The sequence below is a fragment of the Spirosoma panaciterrae DSM 21099 genome (genome assembly GCF_000374025.1).
Classification (GTDB): domain Bacteria; phylum Bacteroidota; class Bacteroidia; order Cytophagales; family Spirosomataceae; genus Spirosoma; species Spirosoma panaciterrae.
In genome coordinates this window covers 89317-113315 of the sequence record NZ_KB893176.1, presented here as the reverse complement: position 1 = coordinate 113315, position 23999 = coordinate 89317, and the positions used below count along the sequence as shown (strand labels likewise).

The window sequence follows — 23999 nt, the reverse complement described above, 5'->3', positions numbered from 1 at the left end:
TGGACAGGCTAATTGAAGTAATTAGTTATAAGTGTTAGATGTCTCAAAAAATGCTTCTAAGTGAGACAACAAATCCTTCATACTTATATTCCTGAAGGGATATAGGTTCTCAAATTAGCTGAAAATAGATAACCTATACCCCTACAAGAAAGCGTCTTAGGTTGCCAATCCAAAGCGGAGCTTGAAAATTTAGCTTCATAAGTTTCACGTAGATCCGTTTATCACAGCCTTGGTGCAATTCCTTAACACAACGAAGCTCACTTGGATAAAGAGAATATACCCACAAAAAATATAATTAGGGGATATACTGCTGCCGGATTGCGTATCGATTAAGTCATGACTCATATAGAAGAATACGTTTCCTACCCAGTGCATTGCTCCGGCGAACCATAGATTTCCGGTCATGATCAACGGCATTACATATAAAAGTCCTAGCGGAAAAAGGTACAGCCAGGCTTCGGGGCCACTGCCCAATTTATAGATATGGTTGAGCAAATAGATAATGGCCGAAATAACCCCGAGGACGACAGAACTTACTTTTTCTTGCAAGTGATAATAGACGTACCCTCTCGTCAGAATATCTTCCGATAACGATGAAAAAAAGACGCCAAATGTGAAGAGCCCCCCTTTTTGTATCAGCACTGAACTAGCTGGTACTTTCTGAACGATTTCGAATCCAAACGCCAGATTGAGTAGCCAACTGCTGCCGTACAAGGCTATCCCCATCATTGTACCAGACAAGAATAGACGAAACGTATTGGCCGAAAATCCCAATCCCCAAGCCGAAAGACCTTTGCGGGATTGACAACGTGCGAGTTGATAGGCCACAGCAAAAAACAATCCTTGCCCCATCAGAAAGCCTTCGACGCTGTTTTGAAACACAATCATGTACTCGGCAGCATGATAGAGTAAAAACAGAATCGCGAAACCGGTCAGGGCTTTAATAACCTTTTTCATGATCGTGACCATCAAAACGCTTCAGTGATACTCACGTAGAAATTGGGATACCCATCGCCCAAACCGCCATCAATTCGCAGGTTTACCCGGTCTTTTCGGCTGATGGTCCGTCGAAAGCCAAGACCCAGGGATGTTTTTAACCCCGACAAATCAGCTTGATTCCAGGAGTTGAATACTTTACCCGTGCCCGCAAAAAGGACAAACCCCCACTTAGCCGAAAGCCGTCGACGGTATTCGCTCTGAATGGCCATCAGATTATTGTCGCGGTAGCGACCTGCATAAAACCCACGCATCATGCTGCTACCACCCAAATAGGCGAGTTGTAAGAAAGGTACCTCACCGCTTTTAGTCGTCACCAGGGCCTGGAAGGCTAGCGTGCCTCCCGAGTTTACGGGCACAAATTTACGAACATCGGCGTCGATGGAGATGTAATCGAAATGACCACCCAAAGCTTGCGTATTCCAAATGGCCGAAAGAGTGGCATACCACCCTCGGTATGCATTCAGCAGGTGATCCCGGCTATCGAACGTAATGGCCCAACCGAGGCCCGTGGTGACTCCTCCTTGCTGACCGAAGGGCTCGGGCAAATAACGTTCCGGCTGATTGATATGGAAATAATGGCTGTAGTTAACGGCCAGTCCACCGTATAAATGAGGGGCGAGTTGACGGGCCAGATTCGCATTTAGCCGCACAGCACTGTAGGTAATGATCGTTTTGTTGTCAGCCTGCGTTTCGTTGCCAATACCAAAAAAGTACTCCGGGTAGCGACTGTAATTCACGTTGCCCATCAGCAAATACTTGCCACGATAAAGCTGGGTTTTGCCTTCCACCAGAAATTGATTCTTAAATGTGTACAGCGCCGTAGCCGAAACCTGCGACAAGTTGGCCAGACTATCGGGCTTGCTCAGGTGTACGCCCGTCACGCCCAGCGCCACACTGGTTTCTGGGGTATAAGATAGCGCTGGTAACACAATCGTTTTATGGAAACCGGTTTTAGCCGTTGGCTCTGTACGCTGCTGGGCCTGAGCCGTAGTTACGATCAGCATTAAGATAAGTAACCCGACCTGATGAATACGACGCGGAATCCGGCTAAAGCCAATGCACAGCATAAGTACTACGCAACACCACGGAAACCAGTCGCCAAAGCGGGCATACAAAGTTGGTTGGCCATTTAGGGGCGCGTTGGCATATAAGATCGTTTGCGGATGCTCAAAATAATTGTTCCTGAGCTTAACTCGCCCATAAGGATCAACGACTTCTGTAACGCCGTGGGAGGTAGATCGAATCAGCGTAAGTCCGTTTTCCAGGGCTCTAAACTGGGTAAGTAGCCCCCGCATGTCGGCAATTTCGGCCCAGTCATTCGACGGCGCGACCAGAAGTTGAACGCCCAGCTGACCTGCCTTGCGGGCGTAGGCGATGAAGTCGGTATCGAAGCAGATCATGGCCGCAAGTTTGCCGAAAGGCGTTTGGGCAACCGGAATCTTGCCGTCACCTTTTCGCATCAACTCCTGCTCAATTCCGATGGGATAATGCTTCAAATACGTAAAGGCAACCTGACCGTTTGGCTGAAGCAATACGATCTTATTCTCGACCGGAAACGACGCTCCCGAATGAATAACCTCAACGGCTAATCCTAGGTAAGCCTGATAACGGGTGGCAAGTTGGGCCGCTGCCCGAATGAGTTCCGGTTCCTGTGCTGGCAGGATTATTCCGTTGCCTTCCGCCCAGAAAATGAGTTTGGCTCCTGCCTTAGCTGCCTGTTCCGTTTGAGTTAACAGCCAACGCGTATTGGCCTGAGCGACTGAACTGGTCAGCACAGACGGATTGGCAAGATCTTGATAGACGGACGATTTGAGAGGCTTGAAATACGTATCATTGGTGAGGATGCTGGCTACTTTTGCGGACTTGCTTTCACCAGACTGTAGTAGTCGACTTGATCCGTAGCCGACAATCACCACCAGTACCAAAGCGTATGGAATCAGAGCAGACTGCACGTTCTGCTTAGGACGTGACCACACGAGTGCTGCCAGCGAAATACTCCAGGACAGAAAAAAGGACAATCCCCATATGCCGGTTACTGACACGACCTGTGCCAACGGCAGCCAATCCGCAAAGAGAGCTGCCTGCGAACCCCAAACGCCAAACGGACTATTGAGCGAGCCTACATACTCAAGAATGGTTTTCGTGGCCGGAAAAATCAGGGAGGCTGTTAGTAATGGGAAAGTGTGCGACAGCAACCGGTGCAGCCAAAACGGGATCAGACCGATAAGCGTCGAAACACTCAAGGTAATGACAAAACTGGCTGGACTATGGAACATAGGCCCGGCTAATCCGCGATATACCCACAGGATGGAAGCAACTAACCCCACACCCACTAAAAGCAGTCCCCTGCCTGGTGATTGGGTGCGTAAAAAGTGCAGTAAGAATAAGGGAGACAATAAGGCGAAGATCGGAAGTAGCCATTGGCGGCTGATGATCAGGCAAGCCAGCGAAAGAGCCAGCCAGCCGAGGTTTCGATAGGTTTGCATAGTTGCTTGAGTTGATGTAGCAAACCTATAGCGCAGCGAAATTGGGGTAAAATGAAAGGGGCGGGTGGTCGTGTTAAGGGGCGAAATGACGTTAGGCCCAGCTTTCAGGGGTTAACTGCACGGTCCGTGGGAGGAATGGATTAGGCCTGAATGGCCTGATGTAAGGCCTGTCCCCTCGCCCGCGATACTGGAATCAGTGGCTCGAATTCTTCCATTTTTAATACATACCCCTGAGCGTTCCCTTTCACCATCCGTATTTTCTCCAGATTGATGAGATAAGATCGGTGGCACCGGAAAAACTGGGAGTGGCCATTGAGTTGCTCGTCAATTTTCGATAGTGTATTGCGGAGCAAAGCCCGTTTCGTATGGCCTGCCTGCAAAAAAACAAACTCGACATAATTGTCCTGAGCCGAAATACAGATCAACTGGCTGGGCAGCATCTCAAGTTTTTCATTCCGGTTCTCGCCCGTAAAACAGATAGCCTGCTCTACAGTTTCATTAGGTTGCGGAACTTGCTGCGACAGATCGACTTCCAGTTGGTTGGCTTCCCGACTATTTCGCTTCAGCATGTAGTTCTGGCGAAGCAACGTAAATAAGCTAATCGGAACAATGGCGCAGAGCAGAACATAGAGCTGTACTTTCAAAAAGCCAAGCAACGTCCACGGAAACGCCTTGATGAGAGCTGCATAAACGAAGCAGGTTAGTCCGAGGCAAATCAACTGCCAACCCGACCAGGCCAGTTGTTTACCTACCGTCCAATTCGTTTCCCGAAAAAAGGCTGGAAAATGCTGGTAACCCAGGTAGTCATTGAGTACGGTAGTCAGTAGCGTTATGGCCCCATACCCGATCATAACGTAGCTTTCTTCGTACGAATAAACCTCGAGTCCGAACGGCCGGAACACGAGCAAAAACAAACTCAGAAAGAACGCAAAAAACAAATCCCGATACAACGAGAGACGATACGATTGTAGCGGATAAGCCTGCCTGAATACATTTAAGAGAGCCATTACGACAAAAATACTGGCCTGCTAGATTGCCCGCAAGAACTGAATTTATGGTTAGCATCAGCCTACGCTGATGCATTTCACCCCTAAGCCGTGCAGCACATCCCTTCGTCAGGTTTGGATCAACCTGATTGCCATATGTTTGCAGCGATTTCAACGCAAACAATCATGAAAAAGAATCTATTCGATCCCGCAGCTGTACAGGAAATTATCAGTCGGGTTCAAACGCTGAAAGCAAGCGATCAGCCCAAATGGGGTCGTATGAATGCGACTCAAATGGTCTATCATTGCACATTAGCCAATCAGCAAATTATACAACAGGAGTTGGGGTATCCTCCATCGAGTTGGAAGCAACATCTGCTCCGGTATCTCTGTTTATACGTACTGCCCCAATTTCCCCAAAACAAGAAAGGAGCCTCCAGCATCGAAACCGCTCATCTGGATTTATCGCCTGCACAATTTGACGAAAAACGAAGCGCCTATATCGACGCGATACGACGTTTTTCAGCACAGCAAAACCTCCGACTTACTCATCCTGCATTCGGGCGATTATCTGCTAAAGAATGGGGTTGTGCCACCTGGATGCACATGGATCATCACCTTCGGCAGTTTGGTGTATAGCTGGTTGGCTTTTCTAAAAAGCACTTGGATATGCCCTGCCTTGGTCAGATTTAAAGCCTTCTCTAGGCGGAGAATGATCAATTTGTGTAGGATTACTAAATATCAAGCTAATTTGTAATCCTACACCAAACGGTTTTGTACCTACTATACCTTATTCTCATGAAACGCTCCAAACTGAGACGATAGGAAGTTAACAGCCCGTATAAGGAGAATTCATAGACCAACAGTTATTTCACATCCTTCCACGCCAAGTACCGGTAAACTGTCGCTCGGCTTAAATGAAACAACTGACCGATCTCCAAAATCGTATGGGTTTTAAGCGTGTACATGGATTTAACGGCCCGTGCCTTTGATTGGGCTTCGGTAGAGAGTCCTTTCGGACGGCCGCCTATTCGTCCCCTAGCCTTGGCTGCGGCCAAACCAGCTTTGGTACGCTCGCGAATTAAATCTCTTTCAAATTCAGCTAATGAAGCAAACAGGTTGAATACTAAACGACCCTGTGCGGTAGTGGTATCAATGGCATCATTCAAACTACAGAAACCAATCCCTTTGCTTTGAAAGTCATTAATCAAGGTGAAAAGCTCTTTTAAGGATCGCCCTAATCGATCCAGTTTCCAAACCATGACGGTGTCTCCTTCGCGAAGGACCTCCAGCATCTTCTGAAGTTGTGGACGTACCTTAGCTGAAGACACCTTTTCCTGAAATATCTTCTGACAACCTGCTTTTTTCAGGTCATCCAATTGAAGGGCTAAGTTTTGATCCTGTGTTGAAACACGTGCATAACCAAATAACATAAAACTACATGGCCCGATAAGCGGCCTTAAAAGTACGTACCGACATCTATTATTTTTACGAAGATGCGATTGATCGTCAGTTGGTTGCATTCTTTCTAGAGCCATCCCTTTCTTTAAAGGGGGCAAAGTTGGAAAGTCAAACTGTTTAGCAAAATCTACCTGTTGCTGCGCTATTGCTATTATTGACCCGTGAATTAGTCTGTAAAGAAAGCAATTTCCTTTTTGCGAAAGAAGGCTGTAATTAGTTTAGGGCTGACTTGTAACTGGTCAAGCTGATATAGAATCGCATTTAGTAACTGCTCAAAGTTGACGAAGACTTGATTTTTCAGCTTTCTTTTCAGGTGGCTCCAGAACAACTCCACCGGGTTGAGTTCAGGACTATAAGCAGGTAACCGTTCCAAATGCACCCGCCCCGCCTTGCGGCTCAACCAGTCTTTAATAGCCTGACTACGATGAATAGCTGCTCCATCCCAAACCACCAACAAATTCCGTTTGCGATAGCGGCTACATAACCTCTCCAAAAACCAGATCACATCCTCACTGCGGAAAGGGCGGTCTTGCCCACCTACATATAGCCGCCCATTCGGGGCAATGGCCGCAATCAAGCTTAAGTGATCTCGACCAGCCTGCTCAACTAAAACTGGCGTTTCTCCCTTTTTTGCCCACGTATGGGCTACCAAGGGTAATAGATAACACGCTGACTCATCAATATAAACAAGTCCCCGCCCTTCAGCCTGAGCTTTTTTTGAGGCCTGGTAAACGCTCTTCACGCCATTGTGGACGGCCGCAGCATCCTGTTGACGAGCTTTGGCCTGTGGTCGCTTCGGCGCTCCGATTCTGACGACTCCAGCCTGCCCGTTTCAACAACCGACCAATCTGTGAGGGATCATAGTTCACCCCAAACAGCCGATTAATAACTTGATTGACTCGGGGTCGGGTCCATATATCACCGGCAAATCCTTGGGCTACAGCACCTTTATTTAATTCCTCAAGCAGTATAGCGACCTGTTCGTTAGTCAGCCGGCAGGCTGGCCCATTTGGTTTATGCCAAACTAAGCCAGCTTGTCCGTCTTGACGGTATTTCTTTAACGTGCGACTAACCCACCCTTCGGTCAAACCCAATGCCTGAGCAATCCTGTTTTGTTGCCAACCATTCTCTTTCAGTTCCGCACATCGTCGGCGCAGCAATTCATAATCGGATGGTTTGAGGGTAGCCATACAAATAAAAGGATATAGCTTTACGGGCCTACTCACGGATCAATATAAGTTTGTAAGAACTTAATTGGATGAACTTTTGTAGTTAGCTTAGTGACAAAATTCATTCCTATGGCTATCACTTTGCCTTTTTTACCGCCTAATCAAGCCTTGTTACCCCGGCTCATGACTGAACAGGAGATCATTGCCCGCAGTCGACAAGGTGTACTACGAGCGGAAGCTGACCGCGTAGCAAGACTGGTTGGCTTAACCGACAAAGAATTGGCCATGGCTTTAGGCTTATCAGCCTCTTATCTCCATCGGTTGAAAGTCGATCAACGCATCAGTCAAGATGCCTCCGAGCGACTACTGCTGCTAGAGAACTTACTGCTACATATGTTAGATACTTTTGAAGGGCGAGCTTCAACAGCCCTCAACTGGATGCGTTCCCCCTTACGGGAGCTAGACTATCAAACGCCCCTCCAGATACTTGACACCGTTACAGGCTATACCTTAGTAGATCGGGTACTGGGCCGTATTGACTATGGCATCTTCGGATAAGATATGGCCATTGTTTATCGAGTAGTGCGTCAGAAGTATGCCGCCCAGCCCCTAGATGTTACTGGTACCTGGCTCAATGGAGGCCGGTGGAATCCGCCGGGTGTTGGTATCCTCTATACGGCAGAACATCCCGCTCTTGCTTTGGTGGAAATCTTAGTACACATGCCTCAAGTGCCGTACGATGAGCTACCGGCCTATCGATTGTTCAGTCTGGAACTTCCGCCTAACAGTCAGCGATTGTTGAAGGCTGCTCAACTCCCTCCATATTGGCAGGAAAACACCTACAATCGGAGTCAGCACATTGCGGCCGATTGGCTAGCAAAGCCAGATGTGTTAGCCTTAGGCGTACCTTCCTCGGTGATGCCTGATGGCATCAACTATTTATTGCACCCGGCCCACAATAGCTATACATCAATACGGGTGATTGACGAGAAGCCTCTAGTTATTGACCCTCGACTGTGGTCGAAGTAAATCAAATTAAAGTGTAACCAAAAAGACGCATAGACGATCTACTAAAATTGACATTTACCAAAGCAGAATCGCTGAGTAACTACATCCTGTCTTAGATAATAGTGTATAAATAGCTGTTACTTAAATAGGGCATTAAAAAAGACGTTACTATTACTACCCCCATACGTATATCTACTAGTAATTCGGCACCAAATAGTAGCTCAACGGCCTATTCATTGATACCGTTTTTGGGCCGCGCTAGTTTTTATAGGACTAGTGCAAGCTCAAACCGACTCCCTAGGCCTGCGTTGGGAACGCCTTGTAACCCGCATCGGTACTACGCTTGAAGCGAAAGTAACTTACTAGCCCTATAAGCACGAGCCTTCAACGCAAGAAAACAGTAGTCAGTTGTTCTTAGCCTTGATTCGACTAAAAATTCAGCCGGTCACTGGTTGTGCTGTGATCCTAACAATTCAGGCACGAAGTTACTTCAGGTTCATGCCCGAATTGTTAGGGCCATAGTAATACCTGCTCAACGCTTGAAACGGCTTTGAGTTTTCCAAGCGTTGGGCAACTACACGGATCGTTATATTACTCCATCGTTCACGTTGCGTTAGGGGTATTGCTGGGTTGCCAGTTGAGCCTCCCAAAAAGCGGGGGTCAGTAGACCATACAATAGTAACTTGATTAATTGATCAGCCCGTTCCTGAATCTGGGCAGGAACCGACTGGACGAAAGCGGCCGGAAACTGCGCCACAAAATCAGGATCGTCGAGTTGTTCCATCGCTCCGATGTAAGCCAGGATGGCCAGGTGCCGACTGGCCTCGTCACGGATGTAGCCAGCCGCTACGCCTTCGTCCATTAACGTACTCAAATGCCGGAGTACTACGTCCCGGCGGTAGGTACATAAGCGTTCCCAGGCCTGGGGTTCGCTCCGCCTGATGTCTTGCATAAACTCCGGACTTACCCTCGTAAAGCTCAGGCCAATATGCCGTAAATACTGGCTTAGTTTCTCGCGAAGGGAAAGTTCGCTATTGCCCAAAATGGCCTCAGCCTGCTGACGGAAAGTGCGTACAAACGAATCGATACACGCCAGCAGAATGGCCGATTTATTCGGAAAATGGTTGTAGATCGTTTTTTTGCTCATGGCTAACTCCCGGACGATATCATCCACGGTGACGCGGCTGTAGCTGTAGCGCAGAAACAGACTCATGGCAGCGGTAACAATCCGCTCGTCAGTGCTGGGTTTGGTGGTCAAAACCATTATTTTTTTTATTTTGGAAACTAAAAAAACAAAATTAGTGTAAAATGTAGTATAGTTGCAACATATTTTAACATGCTCGCCAAATAAAGCTTTGGCGGACTTCGACTTTAGCCCTGTTTGCCATATGTTTTTAAGGACTTACTCACTGCCTAACGCAAAGCCCCTGTATCCGGTTTGCCTCATGATGGCACTCTGGCTCAGTAGCTGCCAGTCGGCTACCGACAAAAAGCAGGACGCGGCTTCTGCTTCCAAAAACACGCAGCAACCCGTAGCCATACCCGTTGTGGTGAGTCGGGTGGCGAACGCATCCACCAACGACCAGCTTACCCTCAGCGGGGCCACTGAAGCCGAAACTACCGTTAATTTGGGGTTTATGGTGGCCGGTAAACTAAACAAGGTGACGATTCAGGAAGGCCAGACCATCCGCGCCGGACAACTCATTGCGTCTATCGAACCCACGATTTATATTCGGCTCAACTGGCTTATCGGCTAGCTGTGTCGGATCTGGAACGATTGAGCGGACGATAAAAATACATGAAAGACAGTCTGGCTAAATAGCACCCCTAATACACCTTAAACCATTGATTATTAATACATTAACAAGCGTAACCCATGACAACTAATAACACAAGTAAAAAGGCCTATTTTGTAGGTGGTGGAATTGCGTCACTGGCAGCAGCCGTTTACCTGATCGAAGACGGAGGATTTGATGGACATAATATCTTCGTTCTCGAATCGCTGCCCCTTCTGGGCGGGAGTAACGATGGATCGGGGAAGAAAACGGAAGGGTTTGTTTGCCGGGGGGGGCGAATGCTCAACGAGGAAACCTACGAGAACTTCTGGGACCTGACCGGCCGTATCCCTTCGCTGGACGTGCCCAACCTCTCGGTGAAAGACGAGATTCTGGCCTTCGACCATGCTAATCCAACCAATGCCAAAGCCCGATTGATCGACAAAAATGGCCGAATTCTGGATGCCCATTCAATGGGGTTCGACCACGATGACCGAATGAAATTGTTAAAACTGTTCATGACCGACGAAAATGAACTCGACAACATAACCATTCGCGACTGGTTCGACGATCATTTCTTTACGACCAACTTTTGGTACATGTGGCAAACCACGTTTGCCTGGCAGGAATGGTCGAGTCTGTTCGAGTTCAGACGGTATATGAACCGGATGATCCTGGAATTTTCGCGGATCAATACCCTAGAGGGCGTCACCCGAACACCATATAACCAATATGAGTCGGTTATTCTACCCTTGCAGAAATACCTGGATCGGTTTGGGGTCAACTATTCGCTCAAACGTACCGTTACGGATCTTGATTTCAGCGAAGGCGAAGGCATCACCGTCACGACGATTCATTATCAGGATGCTGACGGGCAGGCCGGTACCATTACGCTGAATGACGGCGATTTGTGCTTCTTTACCAACGGCTGTATTACCGACAATACCGACAACGGTGATTACCAGACCCCCGCTCGCTACCTGCCCGGTAACCCGCCATCGTTTGCGCTGTGGCGGAAAATTGCCGATAAAAAACCGGGGCTGCTCGGCAATCCTGATCCGTTCTTCACCAAACCTGACCAAACCAAATGGTATTCGTTCACGCCTACCTTTAACGGCGACAAAATGTTGCAATTGATTGAGGGCTATTCAGGTAACAAGCCAGGGAGCGGTGCCCTGATGACGTTTACCGATTCGGCGTGGCGGATGTCGATTGTGGTAGCAGCTCAACCCCACTTCAAAGCACAAGGTGCCGACACAACCATCTTGTGGGGGTATGGCCTGTATCCGGATAAAATTGGTGATTTTGTAAAAAAACCGATGATCGACTGCACGGGCGAAGAAATCCTGACCGAACTGATTCATCACCTGCATTTTGAGGAGCACGAGGCCGAAATCAAGGCCAGTGTTGTCAATGTAATTCCGGTCATGCTCCCATACATCGACGCCCTGTTCCAGCCACACGCCAAGGCCGACCGTCCGGCGGTTGTGCCGAAGGGCTCTACCAATCTGGCCCTGATCAGTCAGTTTGTGGAAATTCCTGACGACATGGTGTTTACGGAAGAATATTCTGTTCGGGCAGCTCGTCTGGCCGTCTACACGCTGCTGGGACTTGACAAAAAAGTAGCGCCCGTTACGGCCTATAGCAAACGCCCTGATGTGCTGGTTAAAGCGGTTCACACAGCTTATCGGTAAACGATGACCGTATTAATAGGGGAAATACATCCTAACATTACAAGATTTAATTGACTAAAAGATTCCATGAAAAAACAATTGATCATACTCTTCTGGTTAGCGGGTATTGGCTGCGGTTACGCCCAGACAGACATTACAAAAGGAACCTGGTTCAACCAGGAAAAAGAGTCGCGCATCCAATTCGCTAAACAGAGCGAACAGTTGACGGGCAAACTCGTCTGGCTAAAAGATCGGGATGTATTGGATACGAAAAACCCGGATGTCAGCCTTCAGAAACGACCGTTGCTGGGGACTACGGTTCTGACGGGTTTTAAGGTAGATGGCACGAATCAATGGACTGATGGAAAGGTGTATGACCCTAAAAGTGGCAAGACCTACTCCGCTAAAATGACCCTCAAAAATCCAACCACGCTCGAACTCAGGGGTTATGTTGGTTCGCCTATGTTTGGCCGTACTACTGTCTTCACCAAAGCTGATTAAAACATTACTAAAACCGGCAGGTTATTTCATTGATAATCCATTTATTAACTCAACCAGATCATGAAACTAGAACACATCACCGTTTTCGGTTCCGGTGTACTGGGCGCACAAATCGCTTTTCAAACGGCTTTTCATGGCTATACGGTGGTACTTTATGACATCGCCGACGATCTGCTGGCGAAGGCCAACGAGAAATTCGACCAGTTCGGGAAGATCTACCAACAGGATATGAACGCATCAGTGGCCGATATTGAGGCTACGCTTGCGCGAATTACCTATACCACCGATCTGGCCCGGTCGGTAGCGGATGCCGACCTGACTATTGAAGCCATCCCGGAGAATATTCAGCTCAAAAAAGACTTTTATATGAAGCTGGGTAAGCTGGCTCCTGAAAAAACCATTTTCTGTACCAACTCATCGACGCTGTTACCCAGCCAGTTTGCGGCCGAAACCGGCCGTCCCGCGAAGTTTCTGGCCCTGCACTTCGCCAACCAGATCTGGAAATACAACACGGCAGAAATCATGGGCCATCCCGGGACCGATCCGGCGGTTTTTGAAACCGTAGTGGAATTTGCCAAATCCATCGGCATGGTGCCCATTATGGTTAAGAAGGAAACGCCGGGTTATGTGCTAAACTCCATGCTCACGCCTTTCCTGAATGCCGGGATGCAACTCTGGACCAAAGGCATTGCCGATCCGCAAACCATCGACAAAACCTGGATGCTGGGCACGGGATCGCCGATAGGGCCAATGGCGTTTTACGACATCATCGGCATCACCACGCCTTACAACATCTACAAGTTGCAGGTCGAACATGGCAAACAGGAAGATCAGGCTGTACTGGACAAACTCAAAACCGACTTCATCGACCAAAACAAGCTGGGCTTATCGACCGGCGAAGGATTTTATACATACCCAAACCCGGCCTATCAAAAGCCCGATTTTCTGAAAGCCCCTCCCGCCGATTTGTCGAAAGTATCCATCAAAAAAGTAGTAGTGGCCGGGAGTGGGGTTCTGGGTTACCAGATTGCGGTACAAACGGCGTTTCATGGGTTCGACGTAACCGTGTACGACATCAATGACGAGGTGCTCAATAAGGCCAAAGGCAAGTTCACGGCCCTGACTGATGCCTACAAACACGATCTGAACGCTACCTGGCAGCAACTTGATGCCACTGCTACCCGTTTGTCGTACAGTTCGGACCTGGCCGATGCCCTGAACGATGCCGATCTGCTCATTGAAGCCGTGCCAGAAACACTGGCTATCAAGCAGGATTTCTGGGAAAAAGCATCGGCGGCAGCTCCGGCAAAAACAATTTTTGTCAGTAACTCGTCTACCTTGTTACCGAGTCAATTGGCACCTTTTACCAACCGCCCTGAACACTTCATCAATCTACATTTTGCCAATCATATCCATATCCGTAATACAGCGGAAATTATGGGGCATGCTGCAACTGACCCTGCTGTGTATGAACAGATTGTAGAGTTTGCCAAAGCGATTGGTATGATGCCCATTGAGCTGCACAAAGAACAGTCGGGCTATGTGCTGGATTCACTCCTGATTCCGCTGCTGATTTCAGGCATGGGTTTGTGGGCCAGTGATGTGGCCGATCCCGCTACGATTGACAAGACCTGGATGATTGCCACCGGAGCGCTCTTTGGCCCAATGGCTATCCTGGACAAAAACGGCATGAATACCAATTACAACGTGGTAAAAGCCATTCCGGGCGAGCTGACGCAGCACATTGCCGAGAAGATGAAAACCGAACTCATCGACAAAGGCAAACTGGGCGAAGTATCGGGCGAGGGTTTCTATACGTACCCCAATCCGGCCTACGAGCAGAACGACTTTTTAAAGTAAGTATACCTATGGTGCGACTTTTTATATCAAAGCCGGAGCCATTTACCAATTAGTTTTCAACAACCTTTAAAAAATTACTGACATGAGCGTTTTAGATAACATCAAATTAACCGCTGAACTCGTCAAAGCAAATTTCAGCGAAGGCATCGACGATGGGTATGACCATTCGACTACGTCCGCCGGAAAAAAAGGACTTCGTTCCGGACGGGTTTCCGAGCTTACTGCCATTGCCAATTTGAAACCCGGTGGAGCCGAAAATCTGAAAAAGATCATGGAAATCGCCAATGGCAATTTAAAAGGGGCAACCAAAGTCGGGACGCTTCACGATTTACGCATTGTGCTGCTGGACAATGACACTAAAATTCTGTTCTGCACGGCCTATGATGGCGATTGGGATGCGTATATCGATGATTTTGCGACCAAAATTCCGCAACTGATGGATATTATTTTCGGCAATGTGGAAGGCTGGCCCGGCATTAAAGACCCAAGTGTAAAGCAGTTTATTTTAGACCACCAGATCACCGCCACCGGTTGGTATGTAGGTGTGCCGCATCTGACGGTTAATGATGTTCGTCGGAATGATAAAATCATTACCGGACTCAACAAAGTCATTGACGACGCGAACAAAATCGAAAAATAAATCAATAAGCTGACTAGAAGATGGCTCTTGACTTTTTAAAACGGATTTTCAATCCGAATAACGTAACGATTGCGTTGGATGATATTCAAGCCCTGATTCTCAGAAGTCGCCCTGTTCCGTATTATGGAACGGTGGCGGTTTTTGAAATTAATGATGCCACTCAGGCCAAACTCATCCTGAAAGAACTGCTTCCAATCATAACGTCTGCAAAGGACTGGCACAAAAATGAAGGGGCCTCAGTTACATTAACCTTTACCTATAAAGGGCTGGAAAAAATTGGCCTACCTAAAGATTCACTGGATTCGTTTCCGGAAGCGTTCAGGGAAGGTATGGCCAAAAGAGCCCCCTTTTTAAACGATGTGGGGGTCAATGATCCTAAATACTGGGAAAAAGATTTCAAGAACGCCACTATTCATATTGCCGCTGCCGTGATTGCCAACAGTGAAGAACACTGGAAAACTAAACTCCAGGAATTTAGAGCCAAATTTAGCAACAATAAGGGGCTGAAACTGCTGAAAAGCCACGATTTTGGGGCAACCGAAGAAGTCAAAAATGTCTTTGGTTTCCGCGATGGGATTAGTAATCCGGAGATAGAAGGCAGCGGCATTGATACGCCACCGGGTTTTGACCGTCCGTTAAAGACCGGCGAATTTGTGCTGGGTTACCCCGGCGAAGGCGATATTACCAAGCCTTATCCGCAGCCTGATATTTTAGGCAAAAATGGCTCCTTCCTGATTTTTAGAAAATACCAGAGTCAGGTAGCCGATTTCAATAAATACATTCAGGAAAATTCAAGAAATCCGCAGGAAGGTGAATTATTGGCGGCAAAAATGGTCGGGCGTTGGCGAAGTGGGGCACCGTTGGTTTTGTCGCCCGATAAAGATGACAAAGAACTGGGTGACGATCCCCACAAAAACAATGCTTTTTCCTTTAAAAATGATGAATTCGGCAAAAAATGTCCGTTTAGCTCACACATTCGACGAATGAATCCCCGGGATTCGAAAACCTTTGTGCTGGAAGATGAACGACTGCACCGAATCATCCGCCGAAGTGTGACGTTTGGCGATATCGTTCCACCGGACGTAACGAAAGACGACGGTAAAGAGCGGGGCCAATATTTTATGGGCATCAGTGCGAACGCGATGGGTACGCTGGAATTTTTGCAAAAACAGTGGGCGAATGATGGTAATTCCCAAAATTTAGGCACCGAAAAAGACCCGATGATTGGGGTTCAGGATAGCGAAGGACTGTTTACCATGCCGGCCGACCCGCTGGTAAAACGGTACCGTGGTTTACAAACCTTCAACATCGTAAAAGGGGGCGAATATTGCTTTATTCCGAGTCTGTCCGCCTTGAGATGGATTAGCGAACTGTAAAACGCATAGCTAACAACAATTTTTATGGCAACTACTTACGTAAAATTCGCGCCGAATCTGGAGCGAATCGAGGCTGATTTTGACCAGAAAGTACGCCGGATTACCGACGATATTCAGCAGTACATCACCAACTCGCCCAACATCAGCGGGGTTAATTACCACACCCGCGATGCCCACGCCAAAGGCTATGCCGCCGTTCGGGCCGAGTTCGAGATTCTAAACGACCTGCCTGCCGAACTGGCGCAGGGACTATATGCCCAGCCGGGTCGGTACGAAGCCGTCGTTCGGTTTTCCAACGGCTCGGCCCGCGTCACCACTGACCAGAACAGCGGGCTGGCGATGGGGCTGGCCATCAAGATCATGGGTATTCAGGGCAAGGTGATGCTGGAGGAAGAGGCCGACTGCGGTAATTTCGATTATAACCTGATTAACTGGCCCATTTTCTTCTGCAATTCCGCCGAGCACTATCAGTACATCGACAAATTGTTTCTGAAGGTGAACGACTACTTTGCCAAAGGTGCTTTGGGGCGACTCAAATTTGCCTACGACTGGCTAACGGGTATTGGTACGTTCTTTCCGAACAAAGACTCGTGGAACGAATTTCGGGCATTTTCGTCGTTTAAAAAGATTAAACCCGAAAACTGTCTGCTGCACAGCTTTTACACGATGGGGGCTGTTCGTCATGGAGACTATGTGGCCAAGTTGCGCGCTACGCCCGTCAAACAGTATGCCGATCAGGTCACCCGGCGCGAGATTGATGTGAAAGCGGCCGGGCAGGTGTTTCGTCCGGCACTGGTGGCCGAATTGAAGGAACATGCTTACGAGTTTGAGATTCAAATTCAACTCTGCAAAGACCTGAAACGAATGCCCATTGAAGAACTAACCACCGAATGGCCCGAATCCTTATCGCCCTTTGTGACGGTTGCCAAACTGCGGATTCCCCAGCAGGATGTTTCGGGCGAAGACAATTTTCCGATCATGGAACACCTCTCATTTACGCCTTTCCGCTGTCTGGAAGCAAACCGACCGATGGGCAATTTGCAGCTGACCCGCAAGGAAGCTTACCGAAAATCCTCTACTCTGCGCCACCAGTTGAATAATGCCCAGCGGCAGGAACCTAAAACGTTACAAGATCTATTTGGTTCATGAGCCTTTTGTAGAACGAGTTTTGGGCAATTTTCAGATGCGTTTTGTACGACTGTATACAAGCGTATGCCGTTGTAGCGGAGTGCTTATCATCTGGGTTGAGATTGCGCTGCCATAGACTACCCAATCCGTTTTCAATTGATCACCTCCATATCATAGGGAAAAAGAATGCAGCTGGCTGATAAACAAGAAAAATAGACGGGGCTGCTCGTACGGTAGTCAATTTCACCGAAAATATCATGTTGGAATACAGATAAATCCGTAAGTGAAAGCGCTTACGCTTTAGGATTTGCATATTTATCCCAGTTTAGTCGATTTTTCAAAAACAAGAGGACTACGCCCCAAGTGATTATCGGTACTCAAATTGACCTTTTCCCAGTGTATCGTCCAAATGCTGGGTCTCAAAATACGCTCCCAAATGAGACAGAGGGCGTTCCTTTACCTGCTTCTTGAATGAACACTTTTCGTGGTCGAAAGCGGAGACGAAACGGTACGGTAATCAACAGGTTCTCACATAACAAAAACGACCCTGCCAAAAGCCGGAAATTGGTTGCCAGCTAAGCAAACGGTCAAATACAGGGTTCTGATTTTGCCTGGACTTAGGTAATAATTGGCCGGTTGAAGCGGAGTTTGACCAACGTCCCATTCTGGTTTTCGTAGGTGAGCGTGCCTTCAAGCTGGCGGGTAAGCAACTCCACTAACTGGGTGCCGAAGCCCGTTTCATTGACGGCTTCCACAGGCTGTTTACCGATCCCATTGTCGGCTACCATCAACAGCAACGAATCGTCTTCCATCCGCATCAGGCTGATGCGAATAGTGCCATTGTCCTTGCCGACAAATGCATATTTAAGCGAATTCGTGATTAACTCATTCGTTAGTAGTCCTATCGAAACTGCCGTGTCAATATCCAGTACTAGCTCGGGCATTGAACAATCAATGGTGATACGCCCAGCCGCATCGAACGAATCGAGAATGCTTTCGCCCAGATTGTTAAAATAATCACGCATTTCAATAGCCCCTAACTGTTTGCCCTGGTAGAGTTTCTGGTGAATGATGCCCATACTCTGTACCCGGTTCTGACTGGCCTGTATGGCTTCCAGTACGTTAGGGTCGGTGACTTTAGCCGATTGCAAGGCCAGCAACCCCGACACCACGGACAGATTATTCTTGACCCGGTGATGAATCTCTTTCAGCAGGAGTTCGTTCTGGGCGTTTTTCTGAGCAATCTCGTCGCGCTGTTGTTTAATGACTAGGGCTTCCTGTAGGGCCAGCTCGCGGGCTTGTTCACGCAGACGGACCGTCAATAAGTACCAAAAGCCGAGGAGCAGCCCCAGCGCATAAGCTGCATAGGCCCAACCGCTTTGCCACCAGGGTGGGCTGATGTGTAGGCGGAGGGGCGCCAGATTGGTCCAAATTCCGTCGCTATTCCGGGCTTTCAGGTGGAACAGGTACGTTCCCGGCTTCATCTGGGCAAAATCGACGGTGTTTTTGGGGCCTATGCTTACCCATTGGGGCTCGTCATTCGGTCCGGCCAGGGAATAGGCATAGGCACGACTGCCGGTGTTGCGGTAATCCAGTAGCGCAAATTTTAGTTCTAGGGTGTTTTCCTGGTGCGACAAGGTCAGCTCATGGGATCGCCAGCGATCCGGGGGCAGGGGGCGCATGGTTTGCGTTCCGTCGGTATCGAAGCAGGAAACGCCCACCAACCGCAGCGGTGATGAGGCTTTCGGAATGTGGTGGATGGTATCGGTTGGTCCGAACCGCCGTAAGTTGTTCTGGCAACCGAAATATATCTCGCCGGTAGTCGCCAGTGTTGTAATGGGCGTAGAGTACACCGAGTTGCCGACAAACTGCGGAAACGTGGTTACACGCTCCGTTAGGGGGTCGAGACAGGATACCACCTGATGCTGGTTGAACCAGATTTTGCCGGTTCCGTCGAGGGTAGCGTGGGCAAAATAATCATCCGTAAACCCATTGGTGAGATCATATTTTTTGAATCGCCCCGTTTTGACCGACAGCTTCTGTAAGGGAGCCGCATACCCACTTGTTACCCACACATCACCCTGTTTATCAATCAGGGGCGCATAGGTATAGTTGCTGGCCAGTCCACAGGGGTCGCCTTGCCGGAGTACAAACCGCTGCACGTGTCGGGTTCGTTTGTTTACCCGACTAAGGCCGTGAGCGGCTCCACACACCCACACCGTATTCTGGGCATCGACCGCAATCTTTTGCAGCGTATTTGATAATAGACTGTTGGCATTGTTGGGATCGTTTTTCCACTGTTCAAAGGTACTCACCAGCCCGGTTTCGACCGATAGGCTTCCCTTTGGAATGTGGAAAAGCCCCTTCCCCCAGGTTGAAATCCAGAGGTCGCCATCCTTGTCAAGGGCTGAAGCGATGGCATTCGGGATCGTATTACGCCCGGTCTTATCTAAATGGACGGGCGTGAGATGGCTCGTTTTTTTGTTGTAAATGAACACGCCAGCTTCCGCACCAACCAGCAGATATGGATCGTAACTGGCCCCGTTCGAACCTGGCAGCGGGCAGGTGAAATAGGTGAAGAGCTGTTTCAGTACAATTTTCATTTCATTCCGAGACGGATTATAACGAATTAGTCCCAGATCAGTACTGATCCAGATGAAGCCTTCCGGGTCGGGCATGAGGAATTCCGCCACGGGCCGTGCCAATCCAGGCCGGGCCGGAGCCGCACCGGCGGTGTTCGTAAATTTTGGCAGGGGGATGTTGGGGTGGCGTTCCTGTCGGGGGTCGAAAAAAAGCGGATTTTTGTCGCTCGCCCGCTCCAGCCAGATTAACCCCTGTCGATCTTCATACAGCGTTACAAATTCCTTGAGTTGTTCCCCGTTGCTGATGGCTACGGCTGTGCATTGCTCCACGACGGTCCGGTCAGCTGAAATGCGGAAGATGTCGTTCTCACAGCAAAGCCAAAGCCGCCCTGCCCGATCTTCCAGAATCACGTTTGGAAACGGAATGGGTTTGCCATCGGCTGTTCGCCTGTCGAACCAATTGATTTCTCCTGTTTCAGGGTTAAAAACCCGCAGCCCGGTTTGGTTCGGAACGCCCATCCAGATCAGGCCCCGACGATCTTGACAGAGGCCGTTAATCACATTGAGACCATCGGTAGCGTTGATGACGGGTACCCCGGATTTAGTTACCGTCGGAAAGCACCGCCAACGGTTACGGGTTCGGTCAAACTGCTCGAATCCCGCCGTTGTGTAAACGTAAATATAGCCTGGCCTAGCGTGGCCCGGCCTGGAATGGCCCGCCGATTCAATCAGAATAGGCGACAGCGGGTTACCCTGCAACTGCCCTGACTCGCCTGGTTTGGGCAAAAAACGGATAGTACGGCCGGTTTTGGGGTCGAACCGATTCATGCCATAATCGCTACCGATCCAGAGATAACCGGATTCATCGCGTTGAAGAAACCGAAGCTTATCCGACGATAAACTGGTTTTGTTGGTGGGCAGGTGTCGAAAATGGGCCACGTTGCCCGTTCGCTGATTGTAGGCATTCAGGCCTCCGTCGCGGGTGGTTATCCAGAAGGTACCTCGCTCATCCTGAATCATATCTGCCACCCGCGCCGAGGAGAGGGAGTTCAAATCCGCCGGATCAAAGCGCACCGTTACGATCTCATGGCCGTCGTACCTGCTCAGCCCACTGCCGGTGACGAACCAGAGAAAATCGTCGCGGTCGGTAAAGAATCGATTGATGGTTAATTGATTGCGATTGCGGCCCAGCGTTTCTTTAGGGGGTTCGTCGAAGTAAAGCAGCGTGGATTGTGCCTGTCCGTCTGGTGCGGACAGGCACAATAGCAGGAGAAGCCACCCAAAAACAACGTATCCATTCATGTTGACCAGTTGTTAGCCCTACCTACTTCACTTGTCTTTCTGATCCTCGTTGTTAATATCGCGGATGCAGATAAATTTTCCGTCGCGTTTTTCAAAAATGCCCATGTATTTGTCGGCACTCACTACGTTGCCAGCCGCTCGATGGTCGCTTCTGCCTTTTGGGCGGGGGAGTTGCAACCGGTAACACAGACAGACGTACTGGCAACAACGGCCAGGAGTAGCGTAAATGGGGTGGTTTTCATGGTTTTGGTTTAGGCGATTAGGGTACCCTCACTAAGCGACGGTAGAGTTCAACGGCTTTTATTTTCTCGTACACCGTACCCAATTTTTTGTCTGCTTCCTGAAACGATTTGTCGTCGTGGATTTTTTGATATGCTTCGGTATTGGGCCAATTACCCTCGAAGTAGTAGCGGTATTTGTCGGCTCCTTCTCCGGCTACTTTGTAGAGTGTGTATCCGGCGTTGCTGTAGCCTAGTCGTTTAATAACCGTGTTCAACTCACCAATCACCGCCGACAGTTGGGCCTCCGTTACACCGGCTGGCATATCGAACAGGTGGATACTTTTGAGTTGAGTCGTTGACGTTTGCTGAGCCTGTGCAGAGGCCGACGTGCTGAGGCTAACCAGCAGCCAAAGCGCAGATAGGGTAATCAGGAGTTGTTTCATGAATTTGATTGGTTAGTTTGACTGTTTTAAGATCGATTCACCAGCACCATAGGCTGGGCTTATTTGTGCTTATCCGTTCGGATTTAGGTAGTGTCGTCGGTTAAATCCAATTCCATAAACAACAAATAGTCTTTAAATTCTGCGGGGATTTCCATTTCTGGATATGCGTCAATAGCACGAAATCCAACACGTCTGTATAAGGTATGAGCGGCTTCCATAAACTTCGGACTGTCGAGCCGAACTTTTTTGTAACCGACTTTTTTCGCTTCAAGTAGAAGTCCTTCGAGGATAGCTCGTCCAGCCCCAATTCGTCTGCTCGCTGGATCAACAAACATTCGTTTTAGTTCACCGATATCGGAGTTGATACGTTTTAGACTTCCAAGTCCGCATACTTTACCTTCATAACTAGCCAGGATTAGCTGTCCGTAAGGGGGTTGAAACTTGCCAATCTGTTGGATGTCCTGTTCTACAGTTTCTTTGGGATTATGGGGATGGACGCCATACAGTTCCTGCATTTTGTCGTTACCCCAAACTAGATAATCAAACCATAATTGTTTAATGGCTTCTAAGTCGTCAGGAATGACAACCGTTCTTGTTTGTATTTTTTCACTTTTGTTCATTTCCTGACTTGGTTTTGGTGGTTTACTTTCTGTGGTAGCCTTGCCGCTAACGGTTTGGGGCTTTGCGATGGTGGGGCAAAAGAATTCCGTCAGCCCAACCCTTGCACAAAAGTCAATCGGGTGGCCGGAGCCATTGGAAAACAAAAGTTGAGCCTATGTTCGTCAGCCCCGCTATTGAAAAAACCCTGTTGGTGGCTGTTGCTTTTGTCGAATCAGTTGTAAATTTTAAGGTCTTTTGCTTGGCTGTTGTTGTGTCGAGCAGTGAATACCTCCACCGTCCCAATTTTGAGGCATAGCATTTATAAACACAATTTTTCTGTTCGGAAACTGCGTTTTTAAAATTTTACAAACTCGGTCTTCTTTTTCTTTTGAGGAACCTACCGCAACATAACTTGATACAAGTACAAGTCCATTTGTTACCAGGTAATTCATATAACTTGAAGCAGGTACTCGAAGTAAACTATCTCCAACTGAAGGGGCTTCTGAAATATAAAATCGATTGGCAGGAATATTAAGAGACGGTTCTTTGGAATATCCCTTTGTAGCTATGATTTTTTTTGTCGTTAAATCAGGTAATGGAACTTTTATAATAGTAAATGGTTTGCCGTCTTGGTCTGTCGCATTTTTTAATAGTTGATAGCTTTCATTAAGCCTTTCATAATTCATTTTATTAATTGGGTTTAAGTCTTTTTCGGATTCATCTACCCAAGCCAACAAAATTGTATTTGCATTTGAAAATCGAACAAATTCATCAGAATGTTGCACACCACCTCCAACATAATTTTCCGTTATGCGTCTATAAAAGCCATTGGGGTCTTCTGCAAGTCCTCGTTTGAGCCAAATAACTTTTGATACGCCCAAAACATTTTTGAGTTCGCTTTCCATAAATTCTTTGTTTAAATCGGGGTTGCGATTTTTCATAGCTGCTTCGCAAACAATAAGTGTTCCCTTCCCATTGACTTCTATATTTCCGCCTTCGGTCACAACGTTGGTCGTGAGAATTTTTGCACCTTCTGCAACAGCCATTAAACTATCAACTGTTCCTGATTTATTTATAGAAGACAATCTTTTGTTGAGGTATTTATTTGCACTATCTTGATTGTTATTGTATTTTTCTTTCAAAAATTGAGGAAATCCGTAATGATTCCAACCAAAATCGGCTACTCCTAATTGTCCTTTGTTATTTACCAAAAATGCTGCACCATTATCTCTGATCCAATGTCGGTCACCTGGCATTAAATAAAATTTGATATTTTTTGTGTCTACTTTTTGCTGAGTTAAATAACTCTTTGCAGTTTGCATTAAACTGTCGTTATCGAAAGCAATTTTTACTGTTACGTGGGGTGTAAGTGTTTTTATTATTTCAACAACTACTGGGTAAAAGCCAAGTGTACTATCTGCTTGCCAACCAAGCCAAACTGCATCCTGTTGTTCCCATTCTGCAGGCATATAAAATTTGTCGTCTTTTTGATTACAAGATAACATTGCAAAAATGCCAATTATGAAAAGTAACTGCCTCATGTTAGTTATCTGTTTTTAATCGTTTTATTTTTCAAATTGTCTGTGGTGTGTGTCGGCCTGCAATTACCACAGGTGGGGTTTTTAGCACAAAACAGGGACGCGCGAGTGGTTCACTATTTTCTTAAATACAGAATCTGTTTAAACTTTTATTTTTCAAGAAGAACTAGGTGTTTTTTGTTATCCCGAGGAACGAGGGATGACAAAAAACACTTATTACCACCTATTTATGAAAGTTTAAACAGCTTCAC

21 protein-coding genes are annotated in these 23999 nt (G+C 47.8%); 10 read left to right on the top strand and 11 right to left on the bottom strand.

What is annotated here, in order from left to right; all coding sequences use genetic code 11:
• Positions 1-204 precede the first annotated feature (204 nt).
• The 3 genes from B153_RS36550 to B153_RS0107960 all read right to left on the bottom strand — a co-directional run bounded on the left by B153_RS36550 (position 205) and on the right by B153_RS0107960 (position 4492).
• A complete protein-coding gene (locus tag B153_RS36550) occupies positions 205-957 on the bottom strand; it encodes a CPBP family intramembrane glutamic endopeptidase (RefSeq protein WP_157634609.1) in 753 nt (250 codons plus the stop codon).
• Positions 958-968: 11 nt separating this feature from the next.
• On the bottom strand, positions 969-3485 hold the full coding sequence (locus tag B153_RS34830; RefSeq protein WP_020596167.1) for a nitrilase-related carbon-nitrogen hydrolase: 2517 nt from the start codon (positions 3483-3485) through the stop codon (positions 969-971).
• A 140-nt stretch (positions 3486-3625) separates the two neighbouring features.
• Positions 3626-4492, bottom strand: a complete 867-nt coding sequence (locus B153_RS0107960; RefSeq protein WP_020596166.1) for a LytR/AlgR family response regulator transcription factor — start codon at positions 4490-4492, stop codon at positions 3626-3628.
• Between the two features lie 165 nt (positions 4493-4657).
• Between B153_RS0107960 and B153_RS0107955 the strand changes: the two genes are divergently transcribed.
• Positions 4658-5110 carry a DUF1569 domain-containing protein gene (locus tag B153_RS0107955; protein WP_026261992.1) on the top strand — a complete coding sequence of 151 codons (453 nt, stop codon included), beginning with the start codon at positions 4658-4660 and terminating at the stop codon, positions 5108-5110.
• Positions 5111-5337: 227 nt separating this feature from the next.
• Here the strand turns inward: B153_RS0107955 and B153_RS0107950 are convergent, their stop codons facing one another.
• From B153_RS0107950 to B153_RS38510, 3 genes are all read right to left on the bottom strand, one after another.
• On the bottom strand, positions 5338-5994 hold the full coding sequence (locus tag B153_RS0107950) for a recombinase family protein (RefSeq protein ID WP_342664793.1): 657 nt from the start codon (positions 5992-5994) through the stop codon (positions 5338-5340).
• Between the two features lie 104 nt (positions 5995-6098).
• A complete protein-coding gene (locus tag B153_RS38515; RefSeq protein ID WP_245564852.1) occupies positions 6099-6674 on the bottom strand; it encodes an IS630 family transposase in 576 nt (191 codons plus the stop codon).
• Entirely contained in the window at positions 6634-7122 is a 489-nt protein-coding gene (locus B153_RS38510) for a helix-turn-helix domain-containing protein (RefSeq protein WP_245564851.1), read from the bottom strand. The genes B153_RS38515 and B153_RS38510 overlap by 41 nt, the downstream gene beginning before the upstream one ends.
• Before the next feature lie 108 nt (positions 7123-7230).
• On the opposite strand from B153_RS38510, the gene B153_RS0107940 reads away from it, so the two are divergent.
• Positions 7231-7659, top strand: coding sequence for an antitoxin Xre/MbcA/ParS toxin-binding domain-containing protein (locus tag B153_RS0107940; RefSeq protein WP_026261990.1), 429 nt, complete (start codon positions 7231-7233; stop codon positions 7657-7659).
• 3 nt (positions 7660-7662) lie between these two features.
• Positions 7663-8130 (top strand): RES family NAD+ phosphorylase, encoded by a 468-nt coding sequence (locus B153_RS0107935; RefSeq protein ID WP_020596162.1) that lies wholly within the window; start codon positions 7663-7665, stop codon positions 8128-8130.
• Positions 8131-8722: 592 nt separating this feature from the next.
• On the opposite strand, the gene B153_RS0107930 is transcribed toward B153_RS0107935, so the two are convergent.
• Entirely contained in the window at positions 8723-9373 is a 651-nt protein-coding gene (locus B153_RS0107930) for a TetR/AcrR family transcriptional regulator (protein WP_020596161.1), read from the bottom strand.
• 181 nt (positions 9374-9554) lie between these two features.
• On the opposite strand from B153_RS0107930, the gene B153_RS0107925 reads away from it, so the two are divergent.
• From B153_RS0107925 to B153_RS0107895, 7 genes are all read left to right on the top strand, one after another.
• A complete protein-coding gene (locus tag B153_RS0107925) occupies positions 9555-9866 on the top strand; it encodes a biotin/lipoyl-binding protein (protein WP_020596160.1) in 312 nt (103 codons plus the stop codon).
• Between the two features lie 119 nt (positions 9867-9985).
• Entirely contained in the window at positions 9986-11578 is a 1593-nt protein-coding gene (locus B153_RS0107920) for an oleate hydratase (protein WP_020596159.1), read from the top strand.
• A gap of 66 nt (positions 11579-11644) precedes the next feature.
• Complete coding sequence (locus tag B153_RS0107915; protein WP_020596158.1) at positions 11645-12058, top strand: DUF2147 domain-containing protein; 414 nt, start codon at positions 11645-11647, stop codon at positions 12056-12058.
• A 60-nt stretch (positions 12059-12118) separates the two neighbouring features.
• Entirely contained in the window at positions 12119-13918 is a 1800-nt protein-coding gene (locus B153_RS38505; RefSeq protein WP_020596157.1) for a 3-hydroxyacyl-CoA dehydrogenase, read from the top strand.
• Positions 13919-14000: 82 nt separating this feature from the next.
• The gene (locus tag B153_RS0107905) at positions 14001-14558 is read left to right on the top strand and encodes a hypothetical protein (protein ID WP_020596156.1); all 558 of its coding nucleotides are present in this window, start codon (positions 14001-14003) and stop codon (positions 14556-14558) included.
• A gap of 20 nt (positions 14559-14578) precedes the next feature.
• The gene (locus tag B153_RS0107900) at positions 14579-15934 is read left to right on the top strand and encodes a Dyp-type peroxidase (protein WP_020596155.1); all 1356 of its coding nucleotides are present in this window, start codon (positions 14579-14581) and stop codon (positions 15932-15934) included.
• A 24-nt stretch (positions 15935-15958) separates the two neighbouring features.
• Entirely contained in the window at positions 15959-17083 is a 1125-nt protein-coding gene (locus B153_RS0107895) for a catalase family protein (protein WP_020596154.1), read from the top strand.
• A gap of 596 nt (positions 17084-17679) precedes the next feature.
• Here B153_RS0107895 and B153_RS0107890 read toward each other — a convergent pair.
• The 4 genes from B153_RS0107890 to B153_RS0107870 all read right to left on the bottom strand — a co-directional run bounded on the left by B153_RS0107890 (position 17680) and on the right by B153_RS0107870 (position 23751).
• Entirely contained in the window at positions 17680-20946 is a 3267-nt protein-coding gene (locus tag B153_RS0107890; RefSeq protein ID WP_020596153.1) for a histidine kinase dimerization/phosphoacceptor domain -containing protein, read from the bottom strand.
• A gap of 259 nt (positions 20947-21205) precedes the next feature.
• On the bottom strand, positions 21206-21610 hold the full coding sequence (locus B153_RS0107880; RefSeq protein ID WP_020596150.1) for a hypothetical protein: 405 nt from the start codon (positions 21608-21610) through the stop codon (positions 21206-21208).
• A gap of 83 nt (positions 21611-21693) precedes the next feature.
• Positions 21694-22374: a GNAT family N-acetyltransferase gene (locus B153_RS0107875; RefSeq protein WP_245564850.1), complete on the bottom strand. Its 681-nt coding sequence runs from the start codon at positions 22372-22374 to the stop codon at positions 21694-21696.
• An 81-nt stretch (positions 22375-22455) separates the two neighbouring features.
• The gene (locus B153_RS0107870; RefSeq protein ID WP_020596148.1) at positions 22456-23751 is read right to left on the bottom strand and encodes an agmatine deiminase family protein; all 1296 of its coding nucleotides are present in this window, start codon (positions 23749-23751) and stop codon (positions 22456-22458) included.
• Positions 23752-23999 lie beyond the last annotated feature (248 nt).